Genomic DNA, 23,873 nt, shown 5'->3' with positions numbered 1-23,873 from the left:
GGGGTGGTGCGCCCCGGCGGTGTGTACGCCTGCGGTGTGCGCCCGCCATCAGCCCGACTCCGTGCCGGACGCGGGGGCACCCACCTCACCGGTGCGCTTCAGCTTCTGCCAGCGCAGCCGGCCGCCGGTCGCGGCGGTGACACACGAGTGGATCAGCACCAGGTACATCAGCTGCCGGTAGGCCAGTTGCTGCAGGGGGAGCATCAGCAGGTAGCGGTACCTCTCGCCGTCGAGACGGAACGCGTAGGCCGCGCAGACCAGTTGGACCAGCAGCACGGCGGTCCAGGCCAGCAGCGACATCCGGAAGTCCACGAAGACCATCGCGTACAGCGTGAACACGTCGATCAGCGGCGCGAAGACGGGCGTGACGATCTGGAAGAGCACGACCAGGGGCATGCCGACCCGGCCGAAGCGGCCCGAGGGTCCGCGGTCCGTGACCGATCCGCGGTGCTTCCAGAGCGCCTGCATCGTGCCGTAGCTCCAGCGGTGGCGCTGCCGCCACAACTGCCCCAGCGACGCGGGTGCCTCGGTCCAGGCGCGTGCGTGCTCGGCGTACACGACCCGCCGGCCGGCGCGGTGCAGGGCGATCGTGATGTCGGTGTCCTCGGCGAGCGTGTCCTCGCTCATTCCGCCGACCGCCAGCAGGGCCTCGCGGCGGAACGCGCCGATCGCGCCCGGGATGGTGGGCATGCAGCGCAGCAGGTCGTACATCCGGCGGTCGAGATTGAAGCCCATCACGTACTCGATGTGCTGCCAGGCGCCGATCACGGTGTTGCGGTTGCCGACCTTGGCGTTCCCGGCCACCGCGCCGACCTCCGGGTCGCCGAACGGCTGCACGAGCCGGTGCACGGTGTCGGGTTCGAAGACGGTGTCGCCGTCCATCATCACGACGATGCCGTAACGCGCCTGCCGCACACCGTTGTTGAGCGCCGCGGACTTGCCCGCGTTCTCCTGGCGGACGACGCGTACGTTGGGCAGTCCCAGCGACTCGGCGATCTCGGCGGTGCCGTCGGTCGAACCGTCGTCGACGACGATGATCTCGATCGGATGGGTGCTCGCCGCGAGGGAGCCGAGCGTGTTGGCGATGCACTCCTTCTCGTTGTACGCGGGGACGATCACAGTCACCGGTTCCGTGACCGCGGGCCCCCAGCTGAACCGGCCGCTGTTGCGTTGCCGGTGGTGGCGCCGGGCGAGGAGGAGCATCATGCCGAATCTGGCCATCACGGCGATTCCCACCACCACCAGTGCGGCGGCCAGGCCCGGCACGGTCCACTCGGCGACGGCCACCGCGGCGAGGAGGGCGCGGCCCTCCCAGCGGGTCGCGGTGTCGGCGGTCCGGTGGGCGGCCTGATCGGGGTTGCTCTGCCGGGCGTCGCCCGGGGCGGCCGGTGCGTCCTGCGTGTGCCGTGTCGCCCGCGCGCTCGGTGCGGTCTGCGCGTCAGGGGAGTTCCGGGTCCGCTGCGTGGACTGCGCGTTCCGGGCGCCGCTGACCGTGGTGAAGGTGTAGCCCTTCGCCTTCATCTTCTTGATGTACTGCGGCAGCGCCTTGAGGGTCTGGGCCCGGTCGCCGCCGGCGTCGTGGAAGAGCACCGAGGCGCCCTTTCCGTCCTTCGGAGTGGCCCACTTGATGATCTTGCCGACGCCCGGCTTCTGCCAGTCCTCGCTGTCGGTGTCGATGAAGACACTGGTGTAGCCCAGGGCGCCGAGCTTCTTGTAGACGGGCCAGCTGTAGTTGTCGATGGCGTCGTTGGTGGAGGAGTACGGGGCGCGGAACAGCGTCGTCGTGATGCCCGCGGCCCCTGCGAGGGCGAGCTGCGTCTGGGCGATCTCACGGGTGACGCGCGCGGAGCTCTGGTACGAGAGATCGATGTGGGTGAAGGTGTGGACACCCACCTCGTTGCCGTCGTCCACCATCCGGCGCACCACGTCCGGGTAGCGCGAGATCATCGAGCCGACCAGGAAGAACGTGCCCGGCACGTCGTTGTCGTCCAGGATGTCGAGCACCTGCTGTGTCCACTCGGGGTCCGGGCCGTCGTCGAAGGTCAGCACGATGGTCTTGTCCGGCACCGACTGCGTGCGCGCAGTACCGCCCTCGAAGCTGAGGAAGGGGCCGCCGTCCAGGACGCTCCGCGGAACCTTGCTCGAACTGGCGCCGGAGCGGACCCGCTGGTCGTTTCCGACCTCGGCCCGCAGATAGCCGTCGAGCAACATCACCGAGACGAGTCCGAGCAGCAGCAGAAGGGCGACGACCACCCGCGGCCGGGGAGCGGCCTGACGGCGGACCCGTCCGATCCTGCTCGGTGCGGCGTGCCGTCGCCCGGCCGGGGAACGGCCGTGGAGCATGCTCATCGGGCCGCCCCGGTGGCGGAGGCGGAGGGCGAGGTAGCGGCCGAGGGCGGCCCGCCCGCTCCGACGCCGGGCCGGGCGTCCGGCTGCGCGCCCTCCGTGCCCGGAGGCATGTTCCCGGCCGGCCCGCCCCGCGAGGCGGGCGCGCCGCCGAAGGGAAGGAGCTGCGAGGGCGACACGGAGATGCCTCCCACGAAGGCGAGCCCGAGCACGGCCGCGTAACCGGCACAGGCGACACCCAGCGCGATGCCCGCACGGCGAAGCAGTCTGGCGCGGCGCCCGGTGCTGTCCACGAATACGGGCCCCTCCTGGCCTCCGGCTCCCGTCCCGGCACGGGGCTTGGGCGCTCCGGCGTGCTTGCGGCGGCGCCCGGACGGCGTCGGGTCGTTCTCGATGGAGGTGACGGATTGCATGTGCGCATGCTGGCGAACGGCGATGTGCGAAACCTGGGCCATTTCTGGCCGGCCGCTGTGGATGGGCGGCCAACCTGTGACGAGCTGAGAGTACGAGCGCCGCCGAGACTGTTCCGTACTCCTGTTCCGCGTACCCGAAAAGCACTGCTGGAACGGGACTTGATGACAGTGGTCAGTGCTCTCCGGCCTCCGGCCGTGAATTTCCTGTGAGTGGGAGCGGTACGCCCGTGTGAGAGGTTTCCGGTGTGTTCCGGTCCCTTGTCCCTTGCCGTTTCCGGAAACCCTTCACGAGAGCAGGTGCAAACACCATGCGGATTTCATCGAAGCGTTCGCCCGATCACGGGACAGGCCGCAGGCGGCGTGCCGCCCCGGTCGTCGCCGGGCTGCTCGCCCTCGGACTCGCCTGCTCCGCCTGCTCGACCGGCGCGGTGGCGGACCAGGACCGGGGCGCCCGCAAGGCCCCCGGCCCCGGCGCCTCCGCTGCCACCACGGCGTACAGCCCGTACGTCAGCGCCACGACCGCCGCCGGCACGGACCCGGAAGGCTCCCCGGACACGTACAACCTGGCCTTCGTCGTCGCCGACGGCGATGACTGCACCCCGCTGTGGGGCGGCACCGCGGAGGCCGGCGACCGGGCGGTGGCCTCGCGGATCGCCGCGCTCACCGCGACCGGCGCGAACGTCCGGGTCTCCTTCGGTGGGGCCGCGGGGAACGAGCTCGCACTCACCTGCGACAGCGCCCGGGAACTGGCCGACGCCTACGCGAAGGTGCTCGACGCGGTCGGCACGGACCAGGCCGACTTCGACATCGAGGGCGACGCGCTCACCGACCGGGCGTCGATCACCCGCCGCGACCAGGCACTGCGCCTCCTCCAGAAGGAGCGGGACCTCGATGTCACGTACACACTGCCCGTGATGCCGGACGGTCTGGAGGCGACCGGGACCGCCCTGCTGAGCGACACCGTGGAACGGGATGTCGACGTGTCCGCCGTGAACATCATGGCGATGAACTACAGCTCCTCGTACGACGGTGACATGGGCGACTACGCGCAGCAGGCCGCCGAAGCGGCCCACGACCAGCTCACCGATGTACTGGGCCTGTCGGACGCCGCGGCGTGGCGGGCGCTGCACATCACCGTGATGATCGGTGTCAACGATGTGGCGGGGGAGACGTTCACCCTCTCCGACGCGGCGTCACTGCGTGCCTTCGCCGAACGCAGGGGAGTCGGCGCGCTCTCCCAGTGGGCCACCTTCCGCGACCAGGAGTGCGCGGACGGAAACTCCACGAAGGCCGACGACACGTGCAGCGGGGTCGCACAGGAGACGGGAGCGTTCGCGAAGGCACTGGGCGGATGACCACGGAGCCGTCCACCGACACCCGCCCACCGACGCCGCCCACCGATGATCTCCCGGTACCGCGCTCCCGGAACGGCTCCTCGGGCCCCGCCCACCGTCACAACGCGGCAGTATCGCCGCTCGCACCTTCGCCGCTCGCACCGCCGTCGTTCGCACCGTCGCTTCGGAGCAGAGTCATCAGCTCCCGCGCGCCGGGGCTCATGTACTGGGCCGCCGGGAGCACCACGACGCTCTCGTAGCAGGGCTGTCGCGGCCCTTCGAGGTCCACCGTCACCAGTCCCCGGGCCTCGGGCTTGCGGGAGAAGTGGTGCGGTACCAGCGCGATGCCCAGCCCTTCGTGCACCAGCTCCAGCAGGCTGTGCACGTCATTCACCTCCAGCCCCACCGTGCGTCGCACCCCCGCCCGGCCGAACGCCCCGTCCGCCGCCCGCCGCGGACCCCAGTCGGGGTGGAAGTCGATGAACGACTCACCGGACAGCTCACGCCAGGCGACACGCTCCGCCGCCGCGAACCGATGTCCAGGCGCACAGAGCACGACCATGGGCTCGCGCGCCAGCGGAATGAGATCACCGCGCCACTCGTCGGCACCGACCGTCGCGGCGAAGGCGGCGTCGAGCCGCCCGCCGGCCACCCCGTCCACCAGGCTCGTGGTGCCCTCCTGGCGGAGCCGGATCTCCATCAGCGGATGCTTCCGGTGGAAGGCCGCCAGCAGACGCGGCAGACGCACCCCCGGCACACACTGCTCCACGCCCACCGACAGGGTGCCGCGCAGCAGCCCCCGTACCGCGTCGACGGCATCCCGCGCGGCCCGTGCCCCCGCCAGCGTCCGCTCGGCCTCCACCAGCAGTGCGTGCCCGGCCTCCGTCAGCCGCACGCTGCGCGTGGTGCGGCTGAACAGCGGCGTCCTGAGCTCGTGCTCCAGGGCCCGGACGGAGGCGGAGAGCCCGGACTGCGACACGGCGAGACGCTCGGCGGCCCGGGTGAAGTGCTGTTCCTCGGCGACGGCGACGAAGTGTTCCAGCTGACGCAGCTCCATGATTGAGAAATATAGGTGCTGAATCCCAGCAGAATCTTCTGTTGGACTGCTGGATCGCTGTCGGCCAACCTGGACCTGCGAACCGCACCCGCCTCTTCTGTGGAGCCCGCATGTACCTTCCGTCCGCCGACCGCTACCAGGCCATGCCCTACCGGCGCGCCGGACGCAGCGGACTGCTGCTTCCCGCGCTCTCCCTCGGCCTGTGGCACAACTTCGGCAGCGACAGGACGCCGGAGACCCAGGGCCGGATCCTGCGGCGAGCCTTCGACCTCGGCATCACCCACTTCGACCTCGCCAACAACTACGGACCGCCGCCCGGCGCCGCGGAGTCCGCGATGGGCCGCGCACTGGGGACGGACTTCGCCCGGCTCCGCGACGAGCTGGTCATCTCGACCAAGGCGGGCTACCTGATGTGGGACGGCCCGTACGGGGAGTGGGGGTCCAGGAAGAACCTGCTCTCGTCGCTGGACCAGAGCCTCACCCGGCTCGGCCTCGACCACGTCGACATCTTCTACTCGCACCGTCCCGACCCCGGCACTCCGCTGGAGGAGACGATGGGCGCGCTCGACTCGGCGGTGCGTCAGGGCAAGGCGTTGTACGTCGGCATCTCCAACTACTCGGCCGAGCAGACCCGTCAGGCCGCCCGGATCCTCGACGGGCTGGGCACGCCGCTGCTCATCCACCAGCCGCGCTACTCGATGCTGGACCGCGGGGCCGAGGACGGTCTGCTCACGGCGCTCGACGAGCTGGGCACCGGATCGATCGCCTACTCGCCGCTGGAGCAGGGCATCCTCTCCGACCGCTATCTGCGCGGCATCCCGGAAGGCTCGCGCGCCGCGGGCAGCAGCCCCTTCCTGACGCCCGAAGCGGTCACCCCGGAGCTGGTGGACCGGCTGCGGGCGCTCGACGAAGTGGCTTCCGCACGCGGCCAGTCCCTCGCGCAGCTGGCGCTCGCATGGGTGCTGCGGGGCGGCCGGGTCACCTCCGCCGTGGTCGGGGCGAGCAGTGTCGCCCAGTTGGAGAACAGCGTCGAGACGGTCCGGCACCTGGATTTCGCCGACGAGGAGCTGGCCCGGATCGAGGAGATCCTCAAGGGACGGACCACCGGCTGAGCCGCCCGGCGCCTCGGAGCCCCCGGAGCCGCCCGGCGCCTCCGGGGCCGGGCGGCCGCCCGGTGCCCCCGCCGAGTCCCCGGACGTCACCGCGGAGCGGGACGGCGAGCTGTTTCCCGCCACCCCACCTGCTCACGCGAGGGTGTCCCGGGGCCGGCCTCCGTAGCGATGGGCCCACGGCAGGGCCTCCTCCAGCGCGGCCGATACGCCGAGCAGCAGGTCCTCGCGGCCCCAACCGGCCGTGAGCGAGACCCCGAGCGGCAGGCCCTGCGCACTCCAGCCCAGCGGAAGGCTGATGGCCGGGAAGCCGGTGGCGTTCGCCAGGACGGTGTTGCCGGTGAACGCGGTCATCGCCGCCAGTTCCGCCGCCGGGTCGGCGTCGTCGCGGAGCTGACCGACGAGCGTCGGCGGGGTGGTCACGGTCGGGGTGATCACCACGTCCGCGTCCGCGTGGTCGAGTGCCCAGGCGCGGGCGCGGGCCTGGACCGCACCGATCGAGGCGGCCAGCTCGGCCGAGCTGAACTCCTGTGCCCGGGACCGGAGATGACGGACGATCGGGCGCAGTGACGACTCGTCGAACGGCATGGTCCTGGACCCGACCAGTGCCGTGAACATCACCTGGAAGCCCTCGGTCAGCTCGGGGTCCGGTGCCTGGTCCCGGATGAACACATCGTGCCCGAGGCCCGCCAGCGTCCGGGCGGTGAGCTCCGCGGCGGCGGCGACCTCGGGGTGCACGGGCGAGCCGGAGACCGACCCCTGGGCGAGCGCGATCCGCAGCCTCGGCACGGGTGCGTCGCAGGCGCGCTCGTAGCTGCCGGTCCGGGGCGGATGCACGGTACCGGCGCCGGTACGGGTGGTCAGTACGTCGAGGAACGCGGCGGTGTCGCGGACAGTGCGGGCGAGCGGCCCGCGCACGGATAGCCCCATCCCGTCATTCCCGTTCGGTCCCGCGGTGACCAGGCCCCGGCTGGGCTTGAGCCCGACCACCCCGCAGGCGCTCGCGGGGGAGCGCACCGAGCCCGCGGTGTCGCTGCCCTGCGCGATCGGCACCAGCAGTGCACCGACCGCCGCCGCCGCGCCGCCACTGCTGCCGGCCGCGCTCCGGGTGAGGTCGAACGGGCTGCGGGCCGGACCGGACACCTCGGGCTCGGTGTAGCAGGCGGCCCCGAACTCGGGAACGGTGGTCTTGCCGAGGCTGATCAGCCCGGCGTCCGACATGACGTCCACGATCTCGTCGTTGTGCCCGGGAACCCAGTCGCGGAACAGCGCGGAACCCAGTGTGGTGCGTACGCCCGCGGTGGCCTCCAGGTCCTTGACCGCGGTGGGCACGCCGAACAGCCGCGGCAGGCCGGCGCGATCCGTCGTGCGCAGTACGCGTTCGGCCCCGGCCGCCGCGATGCGGGCCCGGTCGGCCGACACGGTGGTGAACGCCCCCACCCGGTCGCCGTCCGCCATCCGGGCCAGCAGATGATCCACGACTTCGACGGGCCCCGTCCCGCCGCTCTCGTAGGCGGCGGCCAGCTCCAGTGCCGTGAGGTCGTGCAACTCCGTCATGCGCGCTCCCATTGAAGTTTCGTTACGCGTATCGATATGGTGCGGTCATGGCGGTCGAGAACGCAAGCACTTCGAAGAACGGCCGTCCCCGGGCGGTCACGCTCGACGCGGTCCTGGACGCAGCGACCGAGCTGGCCGACGACCGGGGGCTGGACGCCGTGACCTTCCGCGCGCTGGCCGACCGGCTGGGCGTGTCACCGATGGCGATCCATCGCACGACGGGCGGCATCGACGCGCTCCAGCACGCACTGGTGTCCCGGATCGTCGGCGAGGTGACCCGGTCGGTGGACTGGCCGGACGACTGGCGCGGCGTTGTCCGGCTGTTCGCCGACACGCTCCACGACCTGCTCATGCGGCACCCCGTCATCCTGGAGGCGCACCGCCGCGCCTCCCTGGTCGGGCCCGGTGCCGACGACGTCGCGTACCGGGTCGTGGCGGCGCTGGGCAGCGCCGGGCTCGACGAGGAGGCCGCCGCGTACGCGTACGGCACCCTGCACGACTTCGTCACCGGGCACGTGGCGATCCGGCTCGGCCGCGGTGATCTGGAACCGATCCAGCTCCCGCCGGAACGGTGGGCCGCTTCGGTGTTCGCCGACCACCACGACTACGACCGCAGGTTCTCCTTCGGCCTCGACTTCGTCATCGGCGGAATCGCCGCCGCTGCCGCCACCCCCGCACCCCCCGAGGAGCAGTGATGACCCCCTCCCCGCCGGACCTGCCGAAGACGCCGGAGACGGACCTGCCGCAGACGCACCGCCTGACGGCCCCTGGCGGGCGCCGCATCGCGTACTGCTCGTACGGCGATCCCACCGCCCCGCCCGTGATCGTGCTCCACGGCACGCCCGGCAGCCGCTACGAGGGCCTCGCCCTGCGGCAGGCGGCGGTGGACGCCGGCCTGCATCTGGTCTTCCCGGACCGCCCGGGGTACGGCGAGACCGACCCCGTGCCCGGTCGCGGCTTCCACCGCTGGAACGACGACTTCGTGGCTCTGCTCGACCACCTCGGCCACGAGCGGGCCACGCTGGTGGCGATCTCCGGCGGCGGCGGGTACGCGCTCTCGGCGGCCCAGAAGCACCCCGCCCGGGTCACGAGACTGATTCTCGCCTGCGCCGCGGTCCCCGGAGCTCCCGGCTCCGCGTACGCGCGCCGGATCCCGCTGGTCAAGTGGATGAACCGGATCGTCGTCTGGGCCCCGGCGCTGGCCCGGCCGATGCTCGCAGGCAAGGGGATCTTCAAGAAGACGAGGAACGAACCGAACCTCGACGCCTGGCCCCGCTCCGACCGGTTGATCATGAGCACCCCCGCCTTCCGCGCACTGTCCGAGGTGGACACCACCGAAGGCCAGCGCCAGGGCGTGGACGAGGTCATCACCGACCTCGCCGGCTATTCCCGCCCGCTGCCGGACCCGCTGGGCTCGGTGTCCGTGCCGACCCTGTTCATCCATGGCGAGGCGGACGGCAATGTCCCCATCGAGGTGGCGCGCTGGGCGCACGCACAGATGCCCGGCTCCGAGCTGCGCACCGTCCCCGACGGCGGACACCTGTTCCTCCTCGCGGACCCGGAACCCCTCCTGCGGGAACTGACCTGAGCGGTGGGCCCGCCGGTGTGAGGATGGCCGCCATGACATGGACGGCACCTCGCATCGAACGCACGACGGCCGACGGCGACCAGCTGAACGTTCCGAGCACCACGGACGAGCGGCCCATGCTGGAGGGCTGGCTCCGCTGGCACCGGGAGACCCTGCTCACCAAGTGCGCCGGGCTCACCGCCGCACAGCTCGCGCACACCACGGCCGAACCGTCGGGCCTCACCCTGCTCGGGCTGGTGCGGCACCTGGCGGAGATCGAACGATGGTGGTTCCGGCGGAGTTTCGCGGGGGAGCCGATCGGCGATGTCTTCACCGCCCCCGGCGACGGCGACGAGGGGCTCCAAGGGGTCGAACCGGCCGACGCCGAGCGCGACTTCGCCGCGTACCGGGCCGAGGTCGACGCGTGCGAGGCCGCCGTGGCCGGTCGGGGCCTCGACGAGACCTTCGTGTCGGCCACCCGGGGCCGGACCGTCAGCCTGCGCTGGGTGTTCCTGGTGATGATCCAGGAGTACGCCCGGCACAACGGCCACGCGGACCTGCTGCGCGAGCGGACCGACGGTGCCACGGGCGACTACCCCGTACCGCGATGACAGCGGCCGGCCCCCACCGGGGACCGGCCGCTGCTCGTCCGCGCGCCGCACGGCGCCGCTCCTCAGCCGGCGTCCGCCCCGCCCGGGTACACGGCCGCGAAGGACGACCGGAAGAGGGCATCCACCTCCGGGCCGCTGAGGCCCTGCGCCCGCGCCTCGTCCAGCCACTCGGTGAGCGAGGCACGCAAGGGGGAGTCGGGGCCCGACTGGGGCGGGACCAGGGAACGGGTGATGAAGGTGCCCGCCCCCTGCCGGACCTCGGCGAGCCCCGCGCGCTCCAGCTCGCGGTACGCCTTGAGGGTGGTGTTCGGGTTGACCTTGGTCTCGGCCGCCACCTGGGCCGCCGTGGGCAGCCGGTCCCCCTCCTCCAGGGCGCCCATGCGCAGCGCCTGTTCGACCTGCCGCACGATCTGGAGGTACGTCGCCACTCCGCTGCGCCGGTCGATGCGGAACATGACCACTGCCTTCACCTCCCGTTCGACTGCCGGAACCCTGTGTACCTGCGCCGGCAGGTCCTAGAGGGGCCGACGGGACACCCGCCACAGGACGAACGCGGTGAGCACGACGGTACCCGCGAGCAGGATGCCCGCCCCGGTCCACTGCATGGCCGGCATCTGGTCGAAGCCGAGGTACTCGTACACATTGTTGACGATGCCGTGCTCCTTGACGCACGCGTCGGAGGCCGCCTCGGTCGACTTGGAGCACAGGCCCCAGCCGTAGAGATGGCCGTCGGCGGAACCGATCCAGCGGTCCACCTCCCACGACTCGTTGAGCCGGGCGGGCATGTCCGCGTCGAGCGGGTAGACGATCGTGCGGGTCGGGGCGAGGTGGACGAGCATCTGGTCCCAGAAGACCCCGGCGGCCCCGGCGAACAGGAACGTGATCGCCATGGCCATCAGGACGCGGCGGACCAGCACACCGATGGTGATGCCGGCGGCGGTCATGAAGAGGCAGAGCGCGGGGAGCACCGGACCGGTGATGTCGAAGATCGATCCGTCCGACCACTGGCTGGGAAACACCGACCGGTAGGGCTTCCACCACCAGGTGAACACCACCGAGAGCACCACGGTGGTCACGAGCACCGCCGCGTAGATCCAGACGAACTTCGTCGCCACCCAGCGCATGCGTGAAACCGACTGGGTGGTCACGAGCTGCGCGGTGCCCTGTTCCTGATCTCCCGCGACGAGCGGGGCGCCGACGAAGACGGCGAGGATCAGCGGCAGCCCGCCCAGCGCGGTGAGGACGAGACCCACGCCGTCCGAGTCGAACGACGGCTGCGCCAGTTCCTTCGCCGGCCAGCCGGCGGCGTCCAGGACGTCCTTCATCTGGCCGCGCACGTAGACGAGCCAGATCGCGCCGAGGACGGTCACGGCGAGCAGGCTGAGCAGCGCGGCCCGGTGCTGGCGCGCGACGAGCCAGCTCAGCCCGCGCAGCATGCGGTGCCGGGGGGTGTGCCCGGTCCGGGGCGTGTCGGTCAGGGTGGTGCTCATGAGGTGTGGCTCCCTTCGGCCTCGATACGGGCACCGGGCGTGAACAGCGCAGGCGCGTCCGGCGCGCGCAGATGCGCCAGCAGCACCTCCTCCAGGCTCGGTTCGGCGACCACCCAGTCGCCCGACAGCGGGCCGTTCGGGCGGACCAGCGCGTGGAACTGCCGTCCCTGGACGCGGTACTCGATCACGGTGTGCGGTGCCAGCGCGGCGGCCGGATCCCCGTCCGTGGCGAGCCCGGTCACCAGCGCGTGGGCCGGGACGAGCGCGTCCGCGTCACCGGCCATCCGGATCCTGCCGCCCGCGAGGACGAGCAGGTAGTCGCACATGTCCTCCAGCTCGGAGAGCATGTGGGAGGACATCACGACCGTGGTGCCGCGCTCGACGGCCTCCGACATCAGCAGGGTGCTCATGTCGTGACGGGCCAGCGGGTCGAGATCGGACATCGGCTCGTCGAGCAGCAGCAGATCGGGCCGCTTACCGAAGGCCAGCGCGAACGCGACCCGGGTGCGCTGGCCGCCGGAGAGCGTGCCGACCCGTGCGCTCATCGGCACCTGGCCGGACCGCACGATCCGATCCGCAGCCGCCATGTCCCAGCCGGGGTTGAGCTCGGCTCCCATGCGCAGCGTCTCGGCCACGGTGAACCGCTTGAACAGCGGCTTGTCCTGGCCGAGGAACGCGAACTTCGGCATGGCCCCGGGGTCGTCCACGGGCACGCCGAAGATCCTCAAGTCACCTCCCGTGGGCTGCACCTGGCGGGTCGCGATCCCCAGCAGCGTGCTCTTTCCCGCTCCGTTGGGGCCGACGAGACCGCAGATCCGGCCGGCCGGCAGCCGGAACGAGATGTCCTGCAGCGCCCAGCCGCGACGGTAGCGCTTACCCAGCCCGCGGGCCTCCAGGGCCCAGGCTCCGGACCCGCCGTCCGGAGTGATTGCGTCTGCCATGCACCCAGCCTCAATTCCATTAGTCAATTAATGGAATCATGGTCTGACGCAGGAGAGGGTGTCAAGGCGGGCCGGGGGGCCGCCCCGGTGGGATGTCCGTGTTGCGGCTGTTCGGGGTGTGCGTCGCACTCTCTTCGGAGGACTGGACCATTGAACGTCTCCGAGGCTCTGGCCTGGCGGTTCTCGGGCGCGTAGCGTGACCCGGCATGAAGATCCTGATCAGCGCGGACATGGAAGGCGCCACCGGTGTGACCTGGCCGGGTGATGTGCTGCCGGGCACTCCCCAGTGGGAGCGGTGCCGTTCCATGTTCACCTCCGACGTGAACGCGGCGGCGCTCGGCTTCTACGACGGCGGCGCCGACGAGGTCCTCGTCAACGAGGCCCACTGGTCGATGCGCAACCTCCTGCTGGAGCAGCTCGACGACCGCGTCCAGATGCTCACCGGCAGACACAAGTCCCTCTCCATGGTCGAGGGAATCCAGCACGGCGACGTCGACGCCATCGCGTTCGTCGGCTACCACACGGGTGCCGGCGCGGAGGGCGTGCTCGCGCACACCTATCTCGCCAACTCCATCACCGGGGTCTGGCTCAACGGCGTCCGGGCGAGCGAGGGACTGCTCAACGCGCACGTCGTGGCCGAGTACGGGGTGCCCGTCGTCCTCGTCACCGGCGACGACCTGACCTGCGTGGACGCCGAGGGGTACGCACCCCGCGCCCGCAAGGTCGCCGTCAAGGACTACGTGTCGCGGTACGCGGCGGTGTGCCGCACCCCGGCCCGTACCGCCGCCGACATCCGGGCCGCGGCCGAGGACGCCACCGCGCTCGCCGTGCGGCACACACCGGTGGAGGGCGGCCCCTTCACCGTGGAGCTGGAGTTCGACGCCGAACACCTGGCCCAGGCGGCCACCGTCGTCCCCGGCGTGGCGCCGGGCGGCGAACGGCGCGTCGCCTACACCAGCGCGACGATGTACGAAGGAATCCGCACGTTCAAGGCGGTGACGACGATCGTGTCGTCCGCCGTGGAGGAACAATATGGCTGAGGCGACCCGCCCCCCGGAGAGTGCCGACGGCGTCGACCGGCAGGCCCTCGACGAATCGGTGACGTTCACCTCCGAACTGATCCGGATCGACACGACCAACCGCGGCGGCGGCGACTGCCGCGAACGCCCGGCCGCCGAGTACGTCGCCGAACGGCTGGCCGGCGCGGGGCTGGAACCCACGATGCTGGAGCGGACCCCCGGACGTACCAATGTGGTCGCCCGGATTCCAGGCACCGACCCGTCCGCCGACGCCCTGCTCGTCCACGGCCACCTGGACGTGGTCCCCGCCGAGGCCGCCGACTGGTCCGTGCACCCCTTCTCCGGCGAGGTCCGCGACGGCGTCGTCTGGGGGCGCGGCGCCATCGACATGAAGAACATGGACGCGATGGTCCTGGCCGTCGTACGCGCCTGGGCACGGGCCGGCGTCCGGCCCCGCCGGGACATCGTGATCGCGTACACCGCCGACGAGGAGGCCAGCGCCGACGACGGCTCCGGCTTCCTCGCCGACCGGCACGCCGAACTCTTCGAGGGCTGCACGGAGGGCATCAGCGAATCCGGCGCCTTCACCTTCCACGCCGGACCGGACCTGCCGCTCTACCCGATCGCCGCGGGCGAGCGCGGCACCGGATGGCTGAAGCTCACCGCACACGGCAAGGCCGGGCACGGCTCCAAGGTCAACAGGGACAACGCGGTCAGCGCGCTCGCCGCGGCCGTCGCCCGGATCGGCGAGCACGAATGGCCCGTCCGGCTCACCCCGACGGTCCGCGCCGCGCTCACCGAGATCGCCGCACTGCACGGCATACGCCCCGACCTGGACGCCCCCGGCTTCGACGTCGACGAACTGCTCGGCAAGCTCGGCCCCGCCGCCGACCTGGTCGCGCCGACCGTCCGCAACAGCTCCAACCCGACCATGCTGGAGGCCGGGTACAAGGTCAATGTGATCCCGGGCCACGCCACCGCCTTCATCGACGGCCGGATGGTGCCCGGCGGCGAGGACGAGTTCCACGCCACCCTGGACCGGCTGACCGGCCCCGACGTCGACTGGGAGTTCCACCACCGCGAGGTCCCGCTCCAGGCCCCGGTCGACTCGCCGACCTTCGCGAAACTGCGCGCCGCGATCGAACGCTTCGACCCGGCCGGCCACGTCGTCCCGTACTGCATGTCGGGCGGCACCGACGCCAAGCAGTTCTCCCGGCTGGGCATCACCGGCTACGGCTTCTCACCACTGAAGCTGCCCGCCGGCTTCGACTACCAGGCGCTGTTCCACGGCGTCGACGAACGCGTACCCGTCGAGGCCCTGCACTTCGGCGTCCGGGTCCTCGACCACTACCTGCGTACTGCCTGACCGCTACAGGGGGAAACGATCATGCTGCCCACCGGGGCCCACGGAACCTGGCCGTCACCGATCGACGCCGCGCTCGCCGCCTCCCACGACGGACGCCCGGAGTACGTCGGCACCGTCGGCGAGGAGGTGTGGTGGACCGAGCCGCGCCCGGCCGAGGCCGGCCGCCGCGCCCTGGTCCGCCGCCGGGCGGACGGGAGCACCGGCAGTGTGCTGCCCGCCCCGTGGAACGTACGGAGCAGGGTCATCGAGTACGGCGGAGTGCCCTGGGCCGGGACCGCGCGGACCGAGGGCGGCCCGCTCATCGTCTTCGTCCACTTCGCCGACCAGCGGCTGTACGCCTACGCCCCCGACGGGCCCGGTGAACCCGTACCGCTCACCCCGGCCCCGGCCACCGCCGGCGGGCTGCGCTGGGCCGATCCGCAGCTCCACCCGGACCGGGGCGAAGTCTGGTGCGTCCTGGAGGAGTTCACCGGCGAGGGCCCCACCGACCTGCGCCGGGTGATCGCCGCCGTACCCCTGGACGGCTCGGCGGCCGACGACCGCAGCGCGGTCCGCGAACTCACCGACGACAGCAGCCGGTTCGTCACCGGCCCCAAACTCTCGCCCGACGGACGGCAGGCGGCCTGGATCGCCTGGGACCACCCCCGGATGCCGTGGGACGGCACCGAGGTGATGCTCGCGGACGTCGCCGGGGACGGCACCTTCCACCGCCCCCGCTCCTTCGCCGGCGGCCCCGAGGAGTCGGTGCCGCAGATCGAGTGGGACGCCGACGGACACCTGCTCCTGGCCGGCGACCACAGCGGCTGGTGGAACCTCTACCGGGCCGACCCGGACCGGGGCGCGATCCCGCTCTGCCCCCGCGAGCAGGAGTTCGCCGGACCGCTCTGGAAGATCGGGCTCAGCTGGTTCCGGCCACTGGACAACGGCCTGATCGCCACCATCCACGGCAAGGGCACCACCACGCTCGGCATCCTCGACCCGCAGACCGGCGAACTCGTGGACGTCGCCGGGCCCTGGACCGAATGGGCCGAGACGCTCGCCGTGCACGGCAGCCGGGTCATCGGCGTCGCCGCGAGCCCGCACAGCTCCTACGAGGTGGTGGAGCTGGACACCGCGACCGGCCGCACCCGGGTCATCGGGTCACCGCACGAGGACGCCGTCGATCCCGCGTACTACCCGCACCCCGAGGAACGCACCTTCAGCGGGCCCGACGGGCGCGAGATCCACGCCCACGTCTATCCGCCCCGCAACCCCGACCGGACCGGCCCCGAGGACGAGCGCCCGCCCTACGTCGTCTGGGCGCACGGCGGCCCCACCGGGCACGCCGCACTCGTACTCGACCTGGAGATCGCCTACTTCACCTCGCGCGGCATCGGCGTCGCCGAGGTCAACTACGGCGGATCCACCGGCTACGGCAGGACCTACCGCAACCGGCTGCGCGAACAGTGGGGCGTCGTCGACGTCGAGGACTGCGCGGCCGTCGCCGCGGCGCTGGCCGACGAGGGCACCGCCGACCGGCGACGGCTCGCCATCCGGGGCGGCAGCGCCGGCGGCTGGACCACCGCCGCCTCACTGACCGGCACCGATGTCTACGCCTGCGGGACGATCATCTACCCCATCCTCGACCTGACCGGCTGGGGAACCGACGAGACCCACGACTTCGAGTCGCGGTACCTGGAGTCCCTGGTGGGCCCGCTCGCCGAAGTCCCGCAGCGCTACCGCGACCGTTCGCCGGTCAGCCGCACCGACCGGCTGACCACCCCCTTCCTGCTGCTCCAGGGGCTGGACGACCCGATCTGCCCGCCCGTCCAGTGCGAACGGTTCCTGGCCGCGCTCGACGGACGCGGCATCCCGCACGCCTACCTCACCTTCGAGGGCGAGGGACACGGGTTCCGGCGCGCCGGCACCATGATCCGCGCCCTGGAGGCGGAACTCTCCCTGTACGCCCAGACCTTCGGGATCGAGCGGACCGACGTGCCGCGGCTGGAGCTGAAGAAGTGACCCTCGCACCACTGACCCGCCCGGCCCGGCTGCGCCCCGGGGCCCGGGTCGCCGTCGTGTCACCGAGCGGGCCGGTGCCCGCCGACCGCCTCGACGCGGGCCTGGACATCCTGCGCGGCTGGGGCCTGGACCCCGTCGAGGCCCCGCACGCCCGCGACGTCCACCCGGAGCTGGCCTACCTCGGCGGCACGGACGGGGCGAGGGCCAGGGATCTCCAGGAGGCCTGGTGCGACCCGGCGGTGGACGCGGTGATCTGCGCCCGGGGCGGGTACGGCGTCCAGCGGATGGTCGACCTGGTCGACTGGGCGGCGATGCGCGCGGCCGGACCCAAGGTGTTCGTCGGCTACAGCGACATCACCGTGCTCCACGAGGCGTTCGCGCAGCGCATGGGAATCGCCACGCTGCACGGCCCGATGGCCGGCACCGAGACCTTCCTCAAGGACCCGGACACCCAGGAGTCCCTGCGGGCCACCCTGTTCGAGCCCGACTCGGTACGCACCCTCGGCCTGCCCACGGCACGGGCACTGGTCCCCGGCCGGGCCCGCGGGATCACCTACGGCGGCTGTGTGAGCCTGCTCGCCGCCGAACTCGGCACCCCGCACGCGAGGGCATCGGCCCGGGGCGGGCTGCTGGTGATCGAGGACACCACCGAGGACCCCTACGCCGTCGACCGCATCCTCACCCAGCTGCTGCGGGCCGGGGCGCTCGACGGGATCGCGGGAGTGGCCTGCGGTTCCTGGGCGGGCTGCGGCCCCTACGAGGAGGTGCGGGCCGTGCTCGCCGACCGGCTGGGACCGCTGGGCGTACCCGTCGTCGAGGAGCTGGGCTTCGGGCACGGCCCGACCGCGCTCACCGTCCCGCTCGGCGTACCGGCCGTACTGGACGCCCCGGCCGACGGCGGCCCCGCCACCCTGACGGCCGAGGTGCCGGCGCTGCTCTGAACGGGCCCGGACGGTAAAGAAGTTGAGCAACGTTCACGAAACACCCCTGCCGGCGTTGACATCGCTATGACGCGTGTCACAGCATGAGCGCGGTCCGTTACTTACCGGTTGGTAAGTCGCCCTCGGTGTGGAGGTCTTCGTGTCGCGTGCTGTTTCCCGCCCCCGGTCCGGGTACCGGACGCTCACCCGGAAGTCGGCCGCGTACGTGGCCGGAGCCGCGCTCGCCGCACCGCTGGTCCTCACCGGTGCGGCCCGCGCGACCGCGGCCGAACCGTCCCCGTACACGGTCACGCCACTGAAGTTCACCCTCCAGGCGGGTGGCCGTTCCTGCACCGTGGACGCCGATCTGTACCGCCCCGCCGGGGTCGACGCCCAGCATCCGGCCCCCGCCGTGCTCGCCACCAACGGCTTCGGCGGCAGCAAGTCGGACGGCACGACCGACGCCATCGGCAAGGCCTTCGCGTCCCGCGGCTACGTCGGCCTCGTCTACTCCGGACTCGGCTTCGGCAAGTCGGGCTGCCTGATCACCCTCGACGACCCGGCCATCGACGGCCGGGCAGCCGCCGGTCTCATCGACTTCCTCGCCGGAACCCGCGCCGCCGACGACGGCACGAAGGCCGACTACGTCACCGGGGACGGCGCGGGCGACCCCCGGGTCGGCATGATCGGCGGCTCGTACGGCGGTGCCATCCAGATGGCCACCGCCGCCGTCGACCGGCGCGTGGACGCTCTCGTGCCGCTGATCACCTGGAACGACCTCGCGTACGCGCTCGCCCCGAACAACGCCGGAACCCGCAAGGGTGTCTCGTCCGACACCGCCGGGGTGTTCAAGTGGCAGTGGACCAACGGCTTCTACCTCATGGGGGAGGGGCAGACGATCCTCAACGCGAGCCTCGACCCGTCCCGCTTCAACAACCTCACCTGTCTGCACTTCGCGACCCGGGCCTGCGACACCATCCGGCTGCTCAACTCCGGCCGCTTCCCGGCCGACCGGACCACGGAAATGCTCGACTACGCGCGCAGCGTGTCCCCCGTCGACCACCTCGGCAAGGTCAAGGCACCCACCCTGCTCGTCCAGGGCCAGGCCGACAGCCTGTTCAACCTGAACGAGGCCACCGCCACGTACGAGACCCTCAAGGCACAGGGCACCACCACCAAGATGATCTGGCAGGCCTGGGGCCACAGCGGCGGACAGGTGCCCGGCGAACTCGACCTGGGCAAGGGCAACCTGGAGACCAGTTACGTCGGACAGCGCGTCCTCGCCTGGTTCGACCGCTACCTCCGGCACCGGACGAACACCGACACCGGGCCCGACTTCGCCTACTACCGCGACTGGCGGAGCGGTTACGGCACCGCGGACTCCGTGCCCGCCCTCTCACGGAAGCTGTACCTGTCCGGCGACGGAAAGCTCGTCGACAACCGGTCCGAGGTGGCCCGGGGCAGTCGCCAGTACGTCAACTGGCTGGTCCCCACGAGCCATTCGGAGAACTCGCTCGCCGGACTGCTCGGGCTGCCCGACCCCAAGCCCTATGACACCAAGGGCACCTACCTCGGCTGGAGCAGCGCCCCGCTGACCTCGCCCCTCGACGTGGTCGGCGCGCCGAAGGCCACCCTGAAGGTCGTCTCGCCGAAGACGGAGCGGGTCCAGAACAGCGGCGACGCCGCCGACCGGCTCGTCCTGTTCGCCAAGGTCTACGACGTCGCCCCGGACGGCAGCCGGACGCTCGTGAACCGTTTGGTCGCCCCGGTGCGGGTGCCGGACGTCACGCGCTCGTTCACCGTGCAACTGCCGGGCATCGTCCACCGGTACGAAGCGGGCCACCGGCTGGAGTTCGTGATCGCGGCCAGCGACAGCGCGTACGCGGGCAACCGGGGGATCAAGCCGGTCACGGTGGTCAGCGCCCCGCAGGACACCGGCGTGCTGGAGCTTCCGGTGGTCGACGGCTAGAGCCGTTCGTACCGGGAGGGGCACCGGCACTTCGCGCAAGGGATCGGGCCGACCGTGAGCCGGCCCGGTCCCTCACGCACGTCCGGCGCCGACCACCCGCAGATACGCCTGCGCGGAGTCACGCGTGCGGATACCTACGGGCAGCAGGATGTGCCGCACCTCGTGCGGACCGTCCGGGTTCCGGATGCGCCGGGCGAGCATCTCCATGGCCCGGCGGCCCATCTCCCCGGAGGGGAGCCGGGCGGCGGCCACCGTCAGCGGGAGCAGGTCGAAGGGACCGGCGTCGTCCATGCCGGCCAGCTCGATCTGACCGGGCACCTCCAGACCGAGGACGGACAGGTCCCGGGCGGCGTGCGCCAGGGTGTGGCCGTTGGCGCAGAGCAGCACGGTGGGCGGCTCCGGGCGGTCGAGGAAGGCCGTGAGCATCGCCAGTCGGCGGTCGTCGGGGAGCCGGTGATAGGTCGTCAGGGCGGTGAGCTCCGGCGAGACCAGGATGCCGTGCTTCCGCAGCGCCTGGACGTGCCCGGTGAGCCGCTCCGTCACGCTGGTGACGTCGGTCTCGTCCCAGAGCGTGGCGAAGGATCTCGGCCCCGGCTTGGAAGGGGGAACGCTCGCCGTGGGCCACGAACGCTGGATGTTCCACGACCTGGGCGCCCTGGTGTGCGCGTACGGCGAGAGCGGGGCGGGCCCGCGCGGCCTGTACGCACTCCACCCGGACGGCCGCCCGGCCCGCCTGGTCAGCGCGGGCGAACGCGACTGGCACTGCGACATCAGCCGCGACGGACGCCGGGCCGTCGTCGACACCTCCGGGCCCCTGGACGCCCCGGGCCGGGGCTGGCAGAACGCCGGACAGGTCTCCGACGTGGTGCTCGTCGACATCGCCACCGGCGCCCGGACCCTGCTGGCCCGGACGGCGGCCGACCGGCACCCGAGGCACCCGCACCCGGTGTTCACGCCGGACGGCACCGCCGTCCTCCACAACCACGGCGACCCGTCGACCGGCGAGGTCGCGGTGGCCCTGGTGCCGCTGCCCCGGGAGGACTCCAGCCGCTAGGCTCGCCGGATGTCCGAGATCCACAATCTGGCCGAGGGACGCCGGGTGGCGATCCGCGCCTACACCCCCGCCGATGCCGAGGAGTTCACCACCCGGGCCCGGGAGAGCCGGGAGCTGCACAGCCCCTGGCTCTTCCCGCCCACCGACGCCCGCACGTACGCCGCCTACGCGGGACGACTGATCGACGACCCCACGAAGGCGGGCTTCCTGGTCTGCGAGCGCGGCGACGGCAGCGGGCCCGCAGGCGGAATCGCGGGGTTCATCAACATCAACAACATCGTCATCGGCGCGTTCCGCTGCGGCGCCCTCGGCTACGGCGCCTTCGCCCACGCGGCGGGCCGCGGCCTGATGGCCGAGGGCCTGGACCTGGTCCTGCGGTACGCCTTCGGCCCGCTCGGCCTGCACCGCCTCGAAGCCAACATCCAGCCCGGCAACGAGGGCTCGCTCGCCCTCGTCCGCCGGGCCGGTTTCCGCCTCGAAGGGTTCTCGCCGGACTTCCTCCTCATCGACGGAGCCTGGCGCGACCACGAGCGGTGGGCCGTCACGGCCGAGATGGTGGGCGGGAAGCCCTGACCCCGTGGTTCCGCCGGTCATGGGAACGGCGCGCGGCGGTGTCGTTCACAGCCCGTGTGGGATCCACGCGCTCAAGCCTGGTCCAGCCGGTCCAGCCCCGCTCCTTCATCAGCTCGATCAGCCGCCGGGCCGGCGGCGCGGTGTCGAACGCCAGCGCATCCATCAGCTGGGCGAACAACGGCTCGATGTCGGCGTCGTCGACGTAGTCCTCGCCCTGCTCGTCGGCCATCCGCGTGATGTAGTCGGCCAGCTTGTCGGCCAGTTCGGCCAACCGCGGGTCATCGTCGGTCCGGTCGAGAGCCCGGCCCAGGGTGAGGTAGAAATCGATGAGTTGCGGCTCGGCGATCTGCTGCCGTTTTCGGGCCACCCACTCCGGGATTCGCCCGGGCGAGCGCGCGGCCAGCGGGATCCAGCCGTCGCGTTCGACCTCGACGATCCGTTCGTCGACCCCGAGCGACCGCAGCCGGTCGAGGAACTCGACCACCTCCGGCGGCAGCGCCAGGCTGTCGCCGGAGGCGAGGCGGGCGATCCGCTCACGATGCCGCTGCCGCTCCCGGATTTCCGCCCGCAGCCGCTCGTCGATGTCCGCGACCGCCGCGGCGAACTCCGCCTCGTCGGCCTGCAGCAACTCCCGCACGCGTGCCAGTGGAACCCCTGCCCCGGCGAGGGTCCGGATCCTGATCAGTTCGACCACGGCACCGGCGCCGTACCGCCGATAGCCGGAGTGGTCCCGCTCCGGCTCCGGCAGCAGGCCTTTGGCGTCACACCAGCCGACGGCCCACAGTGTGTCCGAACCGTCCGGCGATCCGCCCAGCAGGCCCCCGGCGGCGTCCATGACCGGCGTGAACGGCTGGTGCTGGGCGAACCACCGCAGCCCGGTCGGCATCGACTCGGCCGGCACGAACCCGCTGCCCACGAACGGCAGCAGTATGAAGATCATCGGCCAGTTGCTCGCGGTCTCCGGGTTCGGGGCGGCCAGCCCCAGAGCCACGGCGAACCAGGTCATCGCCAAGGACAGCAGCGCGAGCAGACCGGCCAGGCCCGACCACTGCGCCGCCGACGCCGACGTTTCCAGACCGAGCAGGAACGCCGCGCCGAAGACCGTTGCGAGTGCCAGTGCGGTCTGGATCATCGCGCCGAGCATATGGCCGGTGAGTACCGAGACCCGGGCGATGGCCATGGTCCGGAACCGGTCGATGATCCCGTCGGTCATGTCGGTGGCGACCGAGACGGCGGTGCCGATGGACACGCTTGCCACCGTCATCGTCAGGATCCCGGGGGTGATGAACGCCAGATAGTCGCCACGGCCGCCCTCCGGCGCTCCTGGCAGACCGGCGCCCATGGTGTCGCCGAAGACGTAGACGAACAGCAGCAGGAACAGCAGCGGCAGGCCGATCAGCATCAGCGTCTGCGACGGATAGCGCGCCATGTGCTTCACATTGCGACGCAGCATGGTCACCGAGTCGCGGAGGGCATACCCGGCGGAGCTCATGCCGGCACCTCTTCGGGCGAACCGTCCGTGGTGGGGCGGCCGGTGAGAGCCAGGAACACGTCATCCAGGTCCGGGGTATGCACGGCGAGCCCGGTGATCGCGTCGTCGTCGATCCTCTCCAGCAGCCGTCGCAGCGCGGTGGGACTGCTGTCGTGCGGCAGCGTCACGGTCAGGGCCGCGGCATCGGGGCTCGCTCCGGGCAGCCGGCGCGCCAGCTCGGCCACCCGCTCGCCGCCTGCGACCTGGAGCTCGATGCGACCGCCGGGAACCAGCCGCTTCAGCTCGGCCGCGGTGCCCTCGGCCACCAGCCGACCCCCGTCGAGCACACCGATCCGGTCGGCGAGCCGGTCGGCCTCCTCCAGGTACTGGGTGGTGAGGAACACGGTGACCCCGTCGGCCACCAGCTCCCGCACGATCTCCCACAGATCCCGGCGGCTGCGCGGGTCGAGGCCGGTGGTCGGTTCGTCGAGGAAGATCAGCCGCGGCCCGGACACCAGCGTCATCGCCAGGTCCAGCCGCCGCCTCATGCCGCCGGAGTACGTCGCCGCCCGCCGGTCGGCGGCATCGGCCAGGTCGAACCGCTCCAGCAGTTGCTCGGCCGCGGCCTTCGCGCGGCGCCGGTCGAGGTGGCCGAGGTCGGCCATCAGCCGCAGGTTCTCCCGCCCGGTCAGCAAGCCGTCCACGGCGGAGAACTGCCCGGTCACTCCGATCGACGCGCGCACCTGGTCGGCCTCGCGGTGTACGTCGTACCCGGCGATCCGAACCTCACCGGCGTCCGCGGGAAGCAGGGTGGAGAGGATCCGTACCGTGGTGGTCTTGCCGGCCCCGTTGGGCCCCAGCAGGGCGTAGACGGCGCCTTCGGGGACGGTCAGGTCGACTCCGGCGATCACCTCCCGGTCGCCGTACGACTTGCGCAGCCCCATGACCTCTATCGCACTGGTTCTCGTCGTCATGCCGACCATGCTCGGAGGTTGCCCCTGCGTCAGGGTCAACCCGCGCCCCGAGCCGGCCGCCGTATCGGGGCGTCTGCCGACCGGCCCGGTCCACCCCACCG

Annotated in this window: 22 protein-coding genes; 12 read left to right on the top strand and 10 right to left on the bottom strand. The window is 71.9% G+C overall.

Annotated features, from left to right (window positions below):
* Positions 1-48: 48 nt before the first annotated feature.
* Both ACGF8B_RS27485 and ACGF8B_RS27480 read right to left on the bottom strand, forming a co-directional pair.
* Entirely contained in the window at positions 49-2,349 is a 2,301-nt protein-coding gene (locus ACGF8B_RS27485; RefSeq protein ID WP_392743667.1) for a bifunctional polysaccharide deacetylase/glycosyltransferase family 2 protein, read from the bottom strand.
* On the bottom strand, positions 2,346-2,759 hold the full coding sequence (locus ACGF8B_RS27480; protein WP_392743664.1) for a hypothetical protein: 414 nt from the start codon (positions 2,757-2,759) through the stop codon (positions 2,346-2,348). The genes ACGF8B_RS27485 and ACGF8B_RS27480 overlap by 4 nt, the downstream gene beginning before the upstream one ends.
* A gap of 308 nt (positions 2,760-3,067) precedes the next feature.
* On the opposite strand from ACGF8B_RS27480, the gene ACGF8B_RS27475 reads away from it, so the two are divergent.
* The gene (locus ACGF8B_RS27475; RefSeq protein ID WP_392743661.1) at positions 3,068-4,114 is read left to right on the top strand and encodes a chitinase; all 1,047 of its coding nucleotides are present in this window, start codon (positions 3,068-3,070) and stop codon (positions 4,112-4,114) included.
* A gap of 97 nt (positions 4,115-4,211) precedes the next feature.
* Here the strand turns inward: ACGF8B_RS27475 and ACGF8B_RS27470 are convergent, their stop codons facing one another.
* Complete coding sequence (locus ACGF8B_RS27470) at positions 4,212-5,150, bottom strand: LysR family transcriptional regulator (RefSeq protein WP_392743659.1); 939 nt, start codon at positions 5,148-5,150, stop codon at positions 4,212-4,214.
* 110 nt (positions 5,151-5,260) lie between these two features.
* On the opposite strand from ACGF8B_RS27470, the gene ACGF8B_RS27465 reads away from it, so the two are divergent.
* Entirely contained in the window at positions 5,261-6,262 is a 1,002-nt protein-coding gene (locus tag ACGF8B_RS27465; protein WP_392743656.1) for an aldo/keto reductase, read from the top strand.
* A 132-nt stretch (positions 6,263-6,394) separates the two neighbouring features.
* Here the strand turns inward: ACGF8B_RS27465 and ACGF8B_RS27460 are convergent, their stop codons facing one another.
* Positions 6,395-7,816: an amidase gene (locus ACGF8B_RS27460; RefSeq protein WP_392743653.1), complete on the bottom strand. Its 1,422-nt coding sequence runs from the start codon at positions 7,814-7,816 to the stop codon at positions 6,395-6,397.
* A gap of 47 nt (positions 7,817-7,863) precedes the next feature.
* Between ACGF8B_RS27460 and ACGF8B_RS27455 the strand changes: the two genes are divergently transcribed.
* From ACGF8B_RS27455 to ACGF8B_RS27445, 3 genes are read left to right on the top strand one after another with little or no spacing between them, the layout of a single operon-like run.
* Positions 7,864-8,511, top strand: a complete 648-nt coding sequence (locus tag ACGF8B_RS27455) for a TetR/AcrR family transcriptional regulator (RefSeq protein ID WP_392743650.1) — start codon at positions 7,864-7,866, stop codon at positions 8,509-8,511.
* On the top strand, positions 8,511-9,404 hold the full coding sequence (locus tag ACGF8B_RS27450; RefSeq protein WP_392743647.1) for an alpha/beta fold hydrolase: 894 nt from the start codon (positions 8,511-8,513) through the stop codon (positions 9,402-9,404). The genes ACGF8B_RS27455 and ACGF8B_RS27450 overlap by 1 nt, the downstream gene beginning before the upstream one ends.
* A 32-nt stretch (positions 9,405-9,436) precedes the next feature.
* Positions 9,437-9,994 (top strand): DinB family protein, encoded by a 558-nt coding sequence (locus tag ACGF8B_RS27445; RefSeq protein ID WP_392743644.1) that lies wholly within the window; start codon positions 9,437-9,439, stop codon positions 9,992-9,994.
* Positions 9,995-10,056: 62 nt separating this feature from the next.
* Here ACGF8B_RS27445 and ACGF8B_RS27440 read toward each other — a convergent pair whose 3' ends face one another.
* Genes ACGF8B_RS27440 through ACGF8B_RS27430 form a run of 3 tightly spaced genes read right to left on the bottom strand, consistent with a single transcriptional unit; the run spans position 10,057 to position 12,425 of the window.
* Positions 10,057-10,449: a GntR family transcriptional regulator gene (locus ACGF8B_RS27440; protein ID WP_392743642.1), complete on the bottom strand. Its 393-nt coding sequence runs from the start codon at positions 10,447-10,449 to the stop codon at positions 10,057-10,059.
* A gap of 60 nt (positions 10,450-10,509) precedes the next feature.
* Complete coding sequence (locus ACGF8B_RS27435) at positions 10,510-11,484, bottom strand: ABC transporter permease (RefSeq protein WP_392743639.1); 975 nt, start codon at positions 11,482-11,484, stop codon at positions 10,510-10,512.
* Positions 11,481-12,425 (bottom strand): ABC transporter ATP-binding protein, encoded by a 945-nt coding sequence (locus ACGF8B_RS27430; RefSeq protein WP_392743636.1) that lies wholly within the window; start codon positions 12,423-12,425, stop codon positions 11,481-11,483. The genes ACGF8B_RS27435 and ACGF8B_RS27430 overlap by 4 nt, the downstream gene beginning before the upstream one ends.
* A 206-nt stretch (positions 12,426-12,631) precedes the next feature.
* On the opposite strand from ACGF8B_RS27430, the gene ACGF8B_RS27425 reads away from it, so the two are divergent.
* The 5 genes from ACGF8B_RS27425 to ACGF8B_RS27405 all read left to right on the top strand — a co-directional run bounded on the left by ACGF8B_RS27425 (position 12,632) and on the right by ACGF8B_RS27405 (position 19,700).
* The gene (locus ACGF8B_RS27425) at positions 12,632-13,465 is read left to right on the top strand and encodes a M55 family metallopeptidase (RefSeq protein WP_392743634.1); all 834 of its coding nucleotides are present in this window, start codon (positions 12,632-12,634) and stop codon (positions 13,463-13,465) included.
* Positions 13,458-14,810, top strand: coding sequence for a M20/M25/M40 family metallo-hydrolase (locus ACGF8B_RS27420; protein ID WP_392743632.1), 1,353 nt, complete (start codon positions 13,458-13,460; stop codon positions 14,808-14,810). Before ACGF8B_RS27425 ends, ACGF8B_RS27420 begins: the two co-directional genes overlap by 8 nt.
* A 21-nt stretch (positions 14,811-14,831) precedes the next feature.
* On the top strand, positions 14,832-16,811 hold the full coding sequence (locus tag ACGF8B_RS27415; protein ID WP_392743629.1) for a prolyl oligopeptidase family serine peptidase: 1,980 nt from the start codon (positions 14,832-14,834) through the stop codon (positions 16,809-16,811).
* Entirely contained in the window at positions 16,808-17,752 is a 945-nt protein-coding gene (locus ACGF8B_RS27410; RefSeq protein WP_392743626.1) for an LD-carboxypeptidase, read from the top strand. The genes ACGF8B_RS27415 and ACGF8B_RS27410 overlap by 4 nt, the downstream gene beginning before the upstream one ends.
* 127 nt (positions 17,753-17,879) lie before the next feature.
* Positions 17,880-19,700 carry a CocE/NonD family hydrolase gene (locus ACGF8B_RS27405; RefSeq protein ID WP_392743623.1) on the top strand — a complete coding sequence of 607 codons (1,821 nt, stop codon included), beginning with the start codon at positions 17,880-17,882 and terminating at the stop codon, positions 19,698-19,700.
* Positions 19,701-19,772: 72 nt separating this feature from the next.
* On the opposite strand, the gene ACGF8B_RS27400 is transcribed toward ACGF8B_RS27405, so the two are convergent.
* On the bottom strand, positions 19,773-20,243 hold the full coding sequence (locus ACGF8B_RS27400) for a substrate-binding domain-containing protein (RefSeq protein ID WP_392743620.1): 471 nt from the start codon (positions 20,241-20,243) through the stop codon (positions 19,773-19,775).
* Between ACGF8B_RS27400 and ACGF8B_RS27395 the strand changes: the two genes are divergently transcribed.
* Complete coding sequence (locus ACGF8B_RS27395) at positions 20,227-20,754, top strand: hypothetical protein (protein ID WP_392743617.1); 528 nt, start codon at positions 20,227-20,229, stop codon at positions 20,752-20,754. The genes ACGF8B_RS27400 and ACGF8B_RS27395 overlap by 17 nt on opposite strands.
* Positions 20,755-20,763: 9 nt before the next feature.
* On the top strand, positions 20,764-21,327 hold the full coding sequence (locus ACGF8B_RS27390; protein ID WP_384770187.1) for a GNAT family N-acetyltransferase: 564 nt from the start codon (positions 20,764-20,766) through the stop codon (positions 21,325-21,327).
* On the opposite strand, the gene ACGF8B_RS27385 is transcribed toward ACGF8B_RS27390, so the two are convergent.
* Together ACGF8B_RS27385 and ACGF8B_RS27380 are read right to left on the bottom strand one after the other, a co-directional pair.
* Positions 21,296-22,819: an ABC transporter permease gene (locus ACGF8B_RS27385; protein WP_392743614.1), complete on the bottom strand. Its 1,524-nt coding sequence runs from the start codon at positions 22,817-22,819 to the stop codon at positions 21,296-21,298. The two genes, ACGF8B_RS27390 and ACGF8B_RS27385, sit on opposite strands and share 32 nt — an antisense overlap.
* Entirely contained in the window at positions 22,816-23,772 is a 957-nt protein-coding gene (locus ACGF8B_RS27380) for an ATP-binding cassette domain-containing protein (RefSeq protein WP_392743612.1), read from the bottom strand. Before ACGF8B_RS27380 ends, ACGF8B_RS27385 begins: the two co-directional genes overlap by 4 nt.
* Positions 23,773-23,873: the final 101 nt, after the last annotated feature.

This window comes from Streptomyces sp. NPDC047917, assembly GCF_043204345.1.
GTDB classification, from domain to species: Bacteria; Actinomycetota; Actinomycetes; order Streptomycetales; family Streptomycetaceae; genus Streptomyces; species Streptomyces sanglieri.
Note: the sequence above shows the minus strand (reverse complement) of the source record. Positions and strands in the feature narration are given on the sequence as shown.

What these genes read in the sequence shown, in the direction of transcription:
- ACGF8B_RS27485 (WP_392743667.1), bottom strand. Translation starts at nt 2,349, where the DNA reads ATGAGCATGCTCCACGGCCGTTCCCCGGCCGGGCGACGGCACGCCGCA.
- ACGF8B_RS27480 (WP_392743664.1), bottom strand. Translation starts at nt 2,759, where the DNA reads ATGCAATCCGTCACCTCCATCGAGAACGACCCGACGCCGTCCGGGCGC.
- ACGF8B_RS27475 (WP_392743661.1), top strand. Translation starts at nt 3,068, where the DNA reads ATGCGGATTTCATCGAAGCGTTCGCCCGATCACGGGACAGGCCGCAGG.
- ACGF8B_RS27470 (WP_392743659.1), bottom strand. Translation starts at nt 5,150, where the DNA reads ATGGAGCTGCGTCAGCTGGAACACTTCGTCGCCGTCGCCGAGGAACAG.
- ACGF8B_RS27465 (WP_392743656.1), top strand. Translation starts at nt 5,261, where the DNA reads ATGTACCTTCCGTCCGCCGACCGCTACCAGGCCATGCCCTACCGGCGC.
- ACGF8B_RS27460 (WP_392743653.1), bottom strand. Translation starts at nt 7,816, where the DNA reads ATGACGGAGTTGCACGACCTCACGGCACTGGAGCTGGCCGCCGCCTAC.
- ACGF8B_RS27455 (WP_392743650.1), top strand. Translation starts at nt 7,864, where the DNA reads ATGGCGGTCGAGAACGCAAGCACTTCGAAGAACGGCCGTCCCCGGGCG.
- ACGF8B_RS27450 (WP_392743647.1), top strand. Translation starts at nt 8,511, where the DNA reads ATGACCCCCTCCCCGCCGGACCTGCCGAAGACGCCGGAGACGGACCTG.
- ACGF8B_RS27445 (WP_392743644.1), top strand. Translation starts at nt 9,437, where the DNA reads ATGACATGGACGGCACCTCGCATCGAACGCACGACGGCCGACGGCGAC.
- ACGF8B_RS27440 (WP_392743642.1), bottom strand. Translation starts at nt 10,449, where the DNA reads ATGTTCCGCATCGACCGGCGCAGCGGAGTGGCGACGTACCTCCAGATC.
- ACGF8B_RS27435 (WP_392743639.1), bottom strand. Translation starts at nt 11,484, where the DNA reads ATGAGCACCACCCTGACCGACACGCCCCGGACCGGGCACACCCCCCGG.
- ACGF8B_RS27430 (WP_392743636.1), bottom strand. Translation starts at nt 12,425, where the DNA reads ATGGCAGACGCAATCACTCCGGACGGCGGGTCCGGAGCCTGGGCCCTG.
- ACGF8B_RS27425 (WP_392743634.1), top strand. Translation starts at nt 12,632, where the DNA reads ATGAAGATCCTGATCAGCGCGGACATGGAAGGCGCCACCGGTGTGACC.
- ACGF8B_RS27420 (WP_392743632.1), top strand. Translation starts at nt 13,458, where the DNA reads ATGGCTGAGGCGACCCGCCCCCCGGAGAGTGCCGACGGCGTCGACCGG.
- ACGF8B_RS27415 (WP_392743629.1), top strand. Translation starts at nt 14,832, where the DNA reads ATGCTGCCCACCGGGGCCCACGGAACCTGGCCGTCACCGATCGACGCC.
- ACGF8B_RS27390 (WP_384770187.1), top strand. Translation starts at nt 20,764, where the DNA reads ATGTCCGAGATCCACAATCTGGCCGAGGGACGCCGGGTGGCGATCCGC.
- ACGF8B_RS27385 (WP_392743614.1), bottom strand. Translation starts at nt 22,819, where the DNA reads ATGAGCTCCGCCGGGTATGCCCTCCGCGACTCGGTGACCATGCTGCGT.
- ACGF8B_RS27380 (WP_392743612.1), bottom strand. Translation starts at nt 23,772, where the DNA reads ATGACGACGAGAACCAGTGCGATAGAGGTCATGGGGCTGCGCAAGTCG.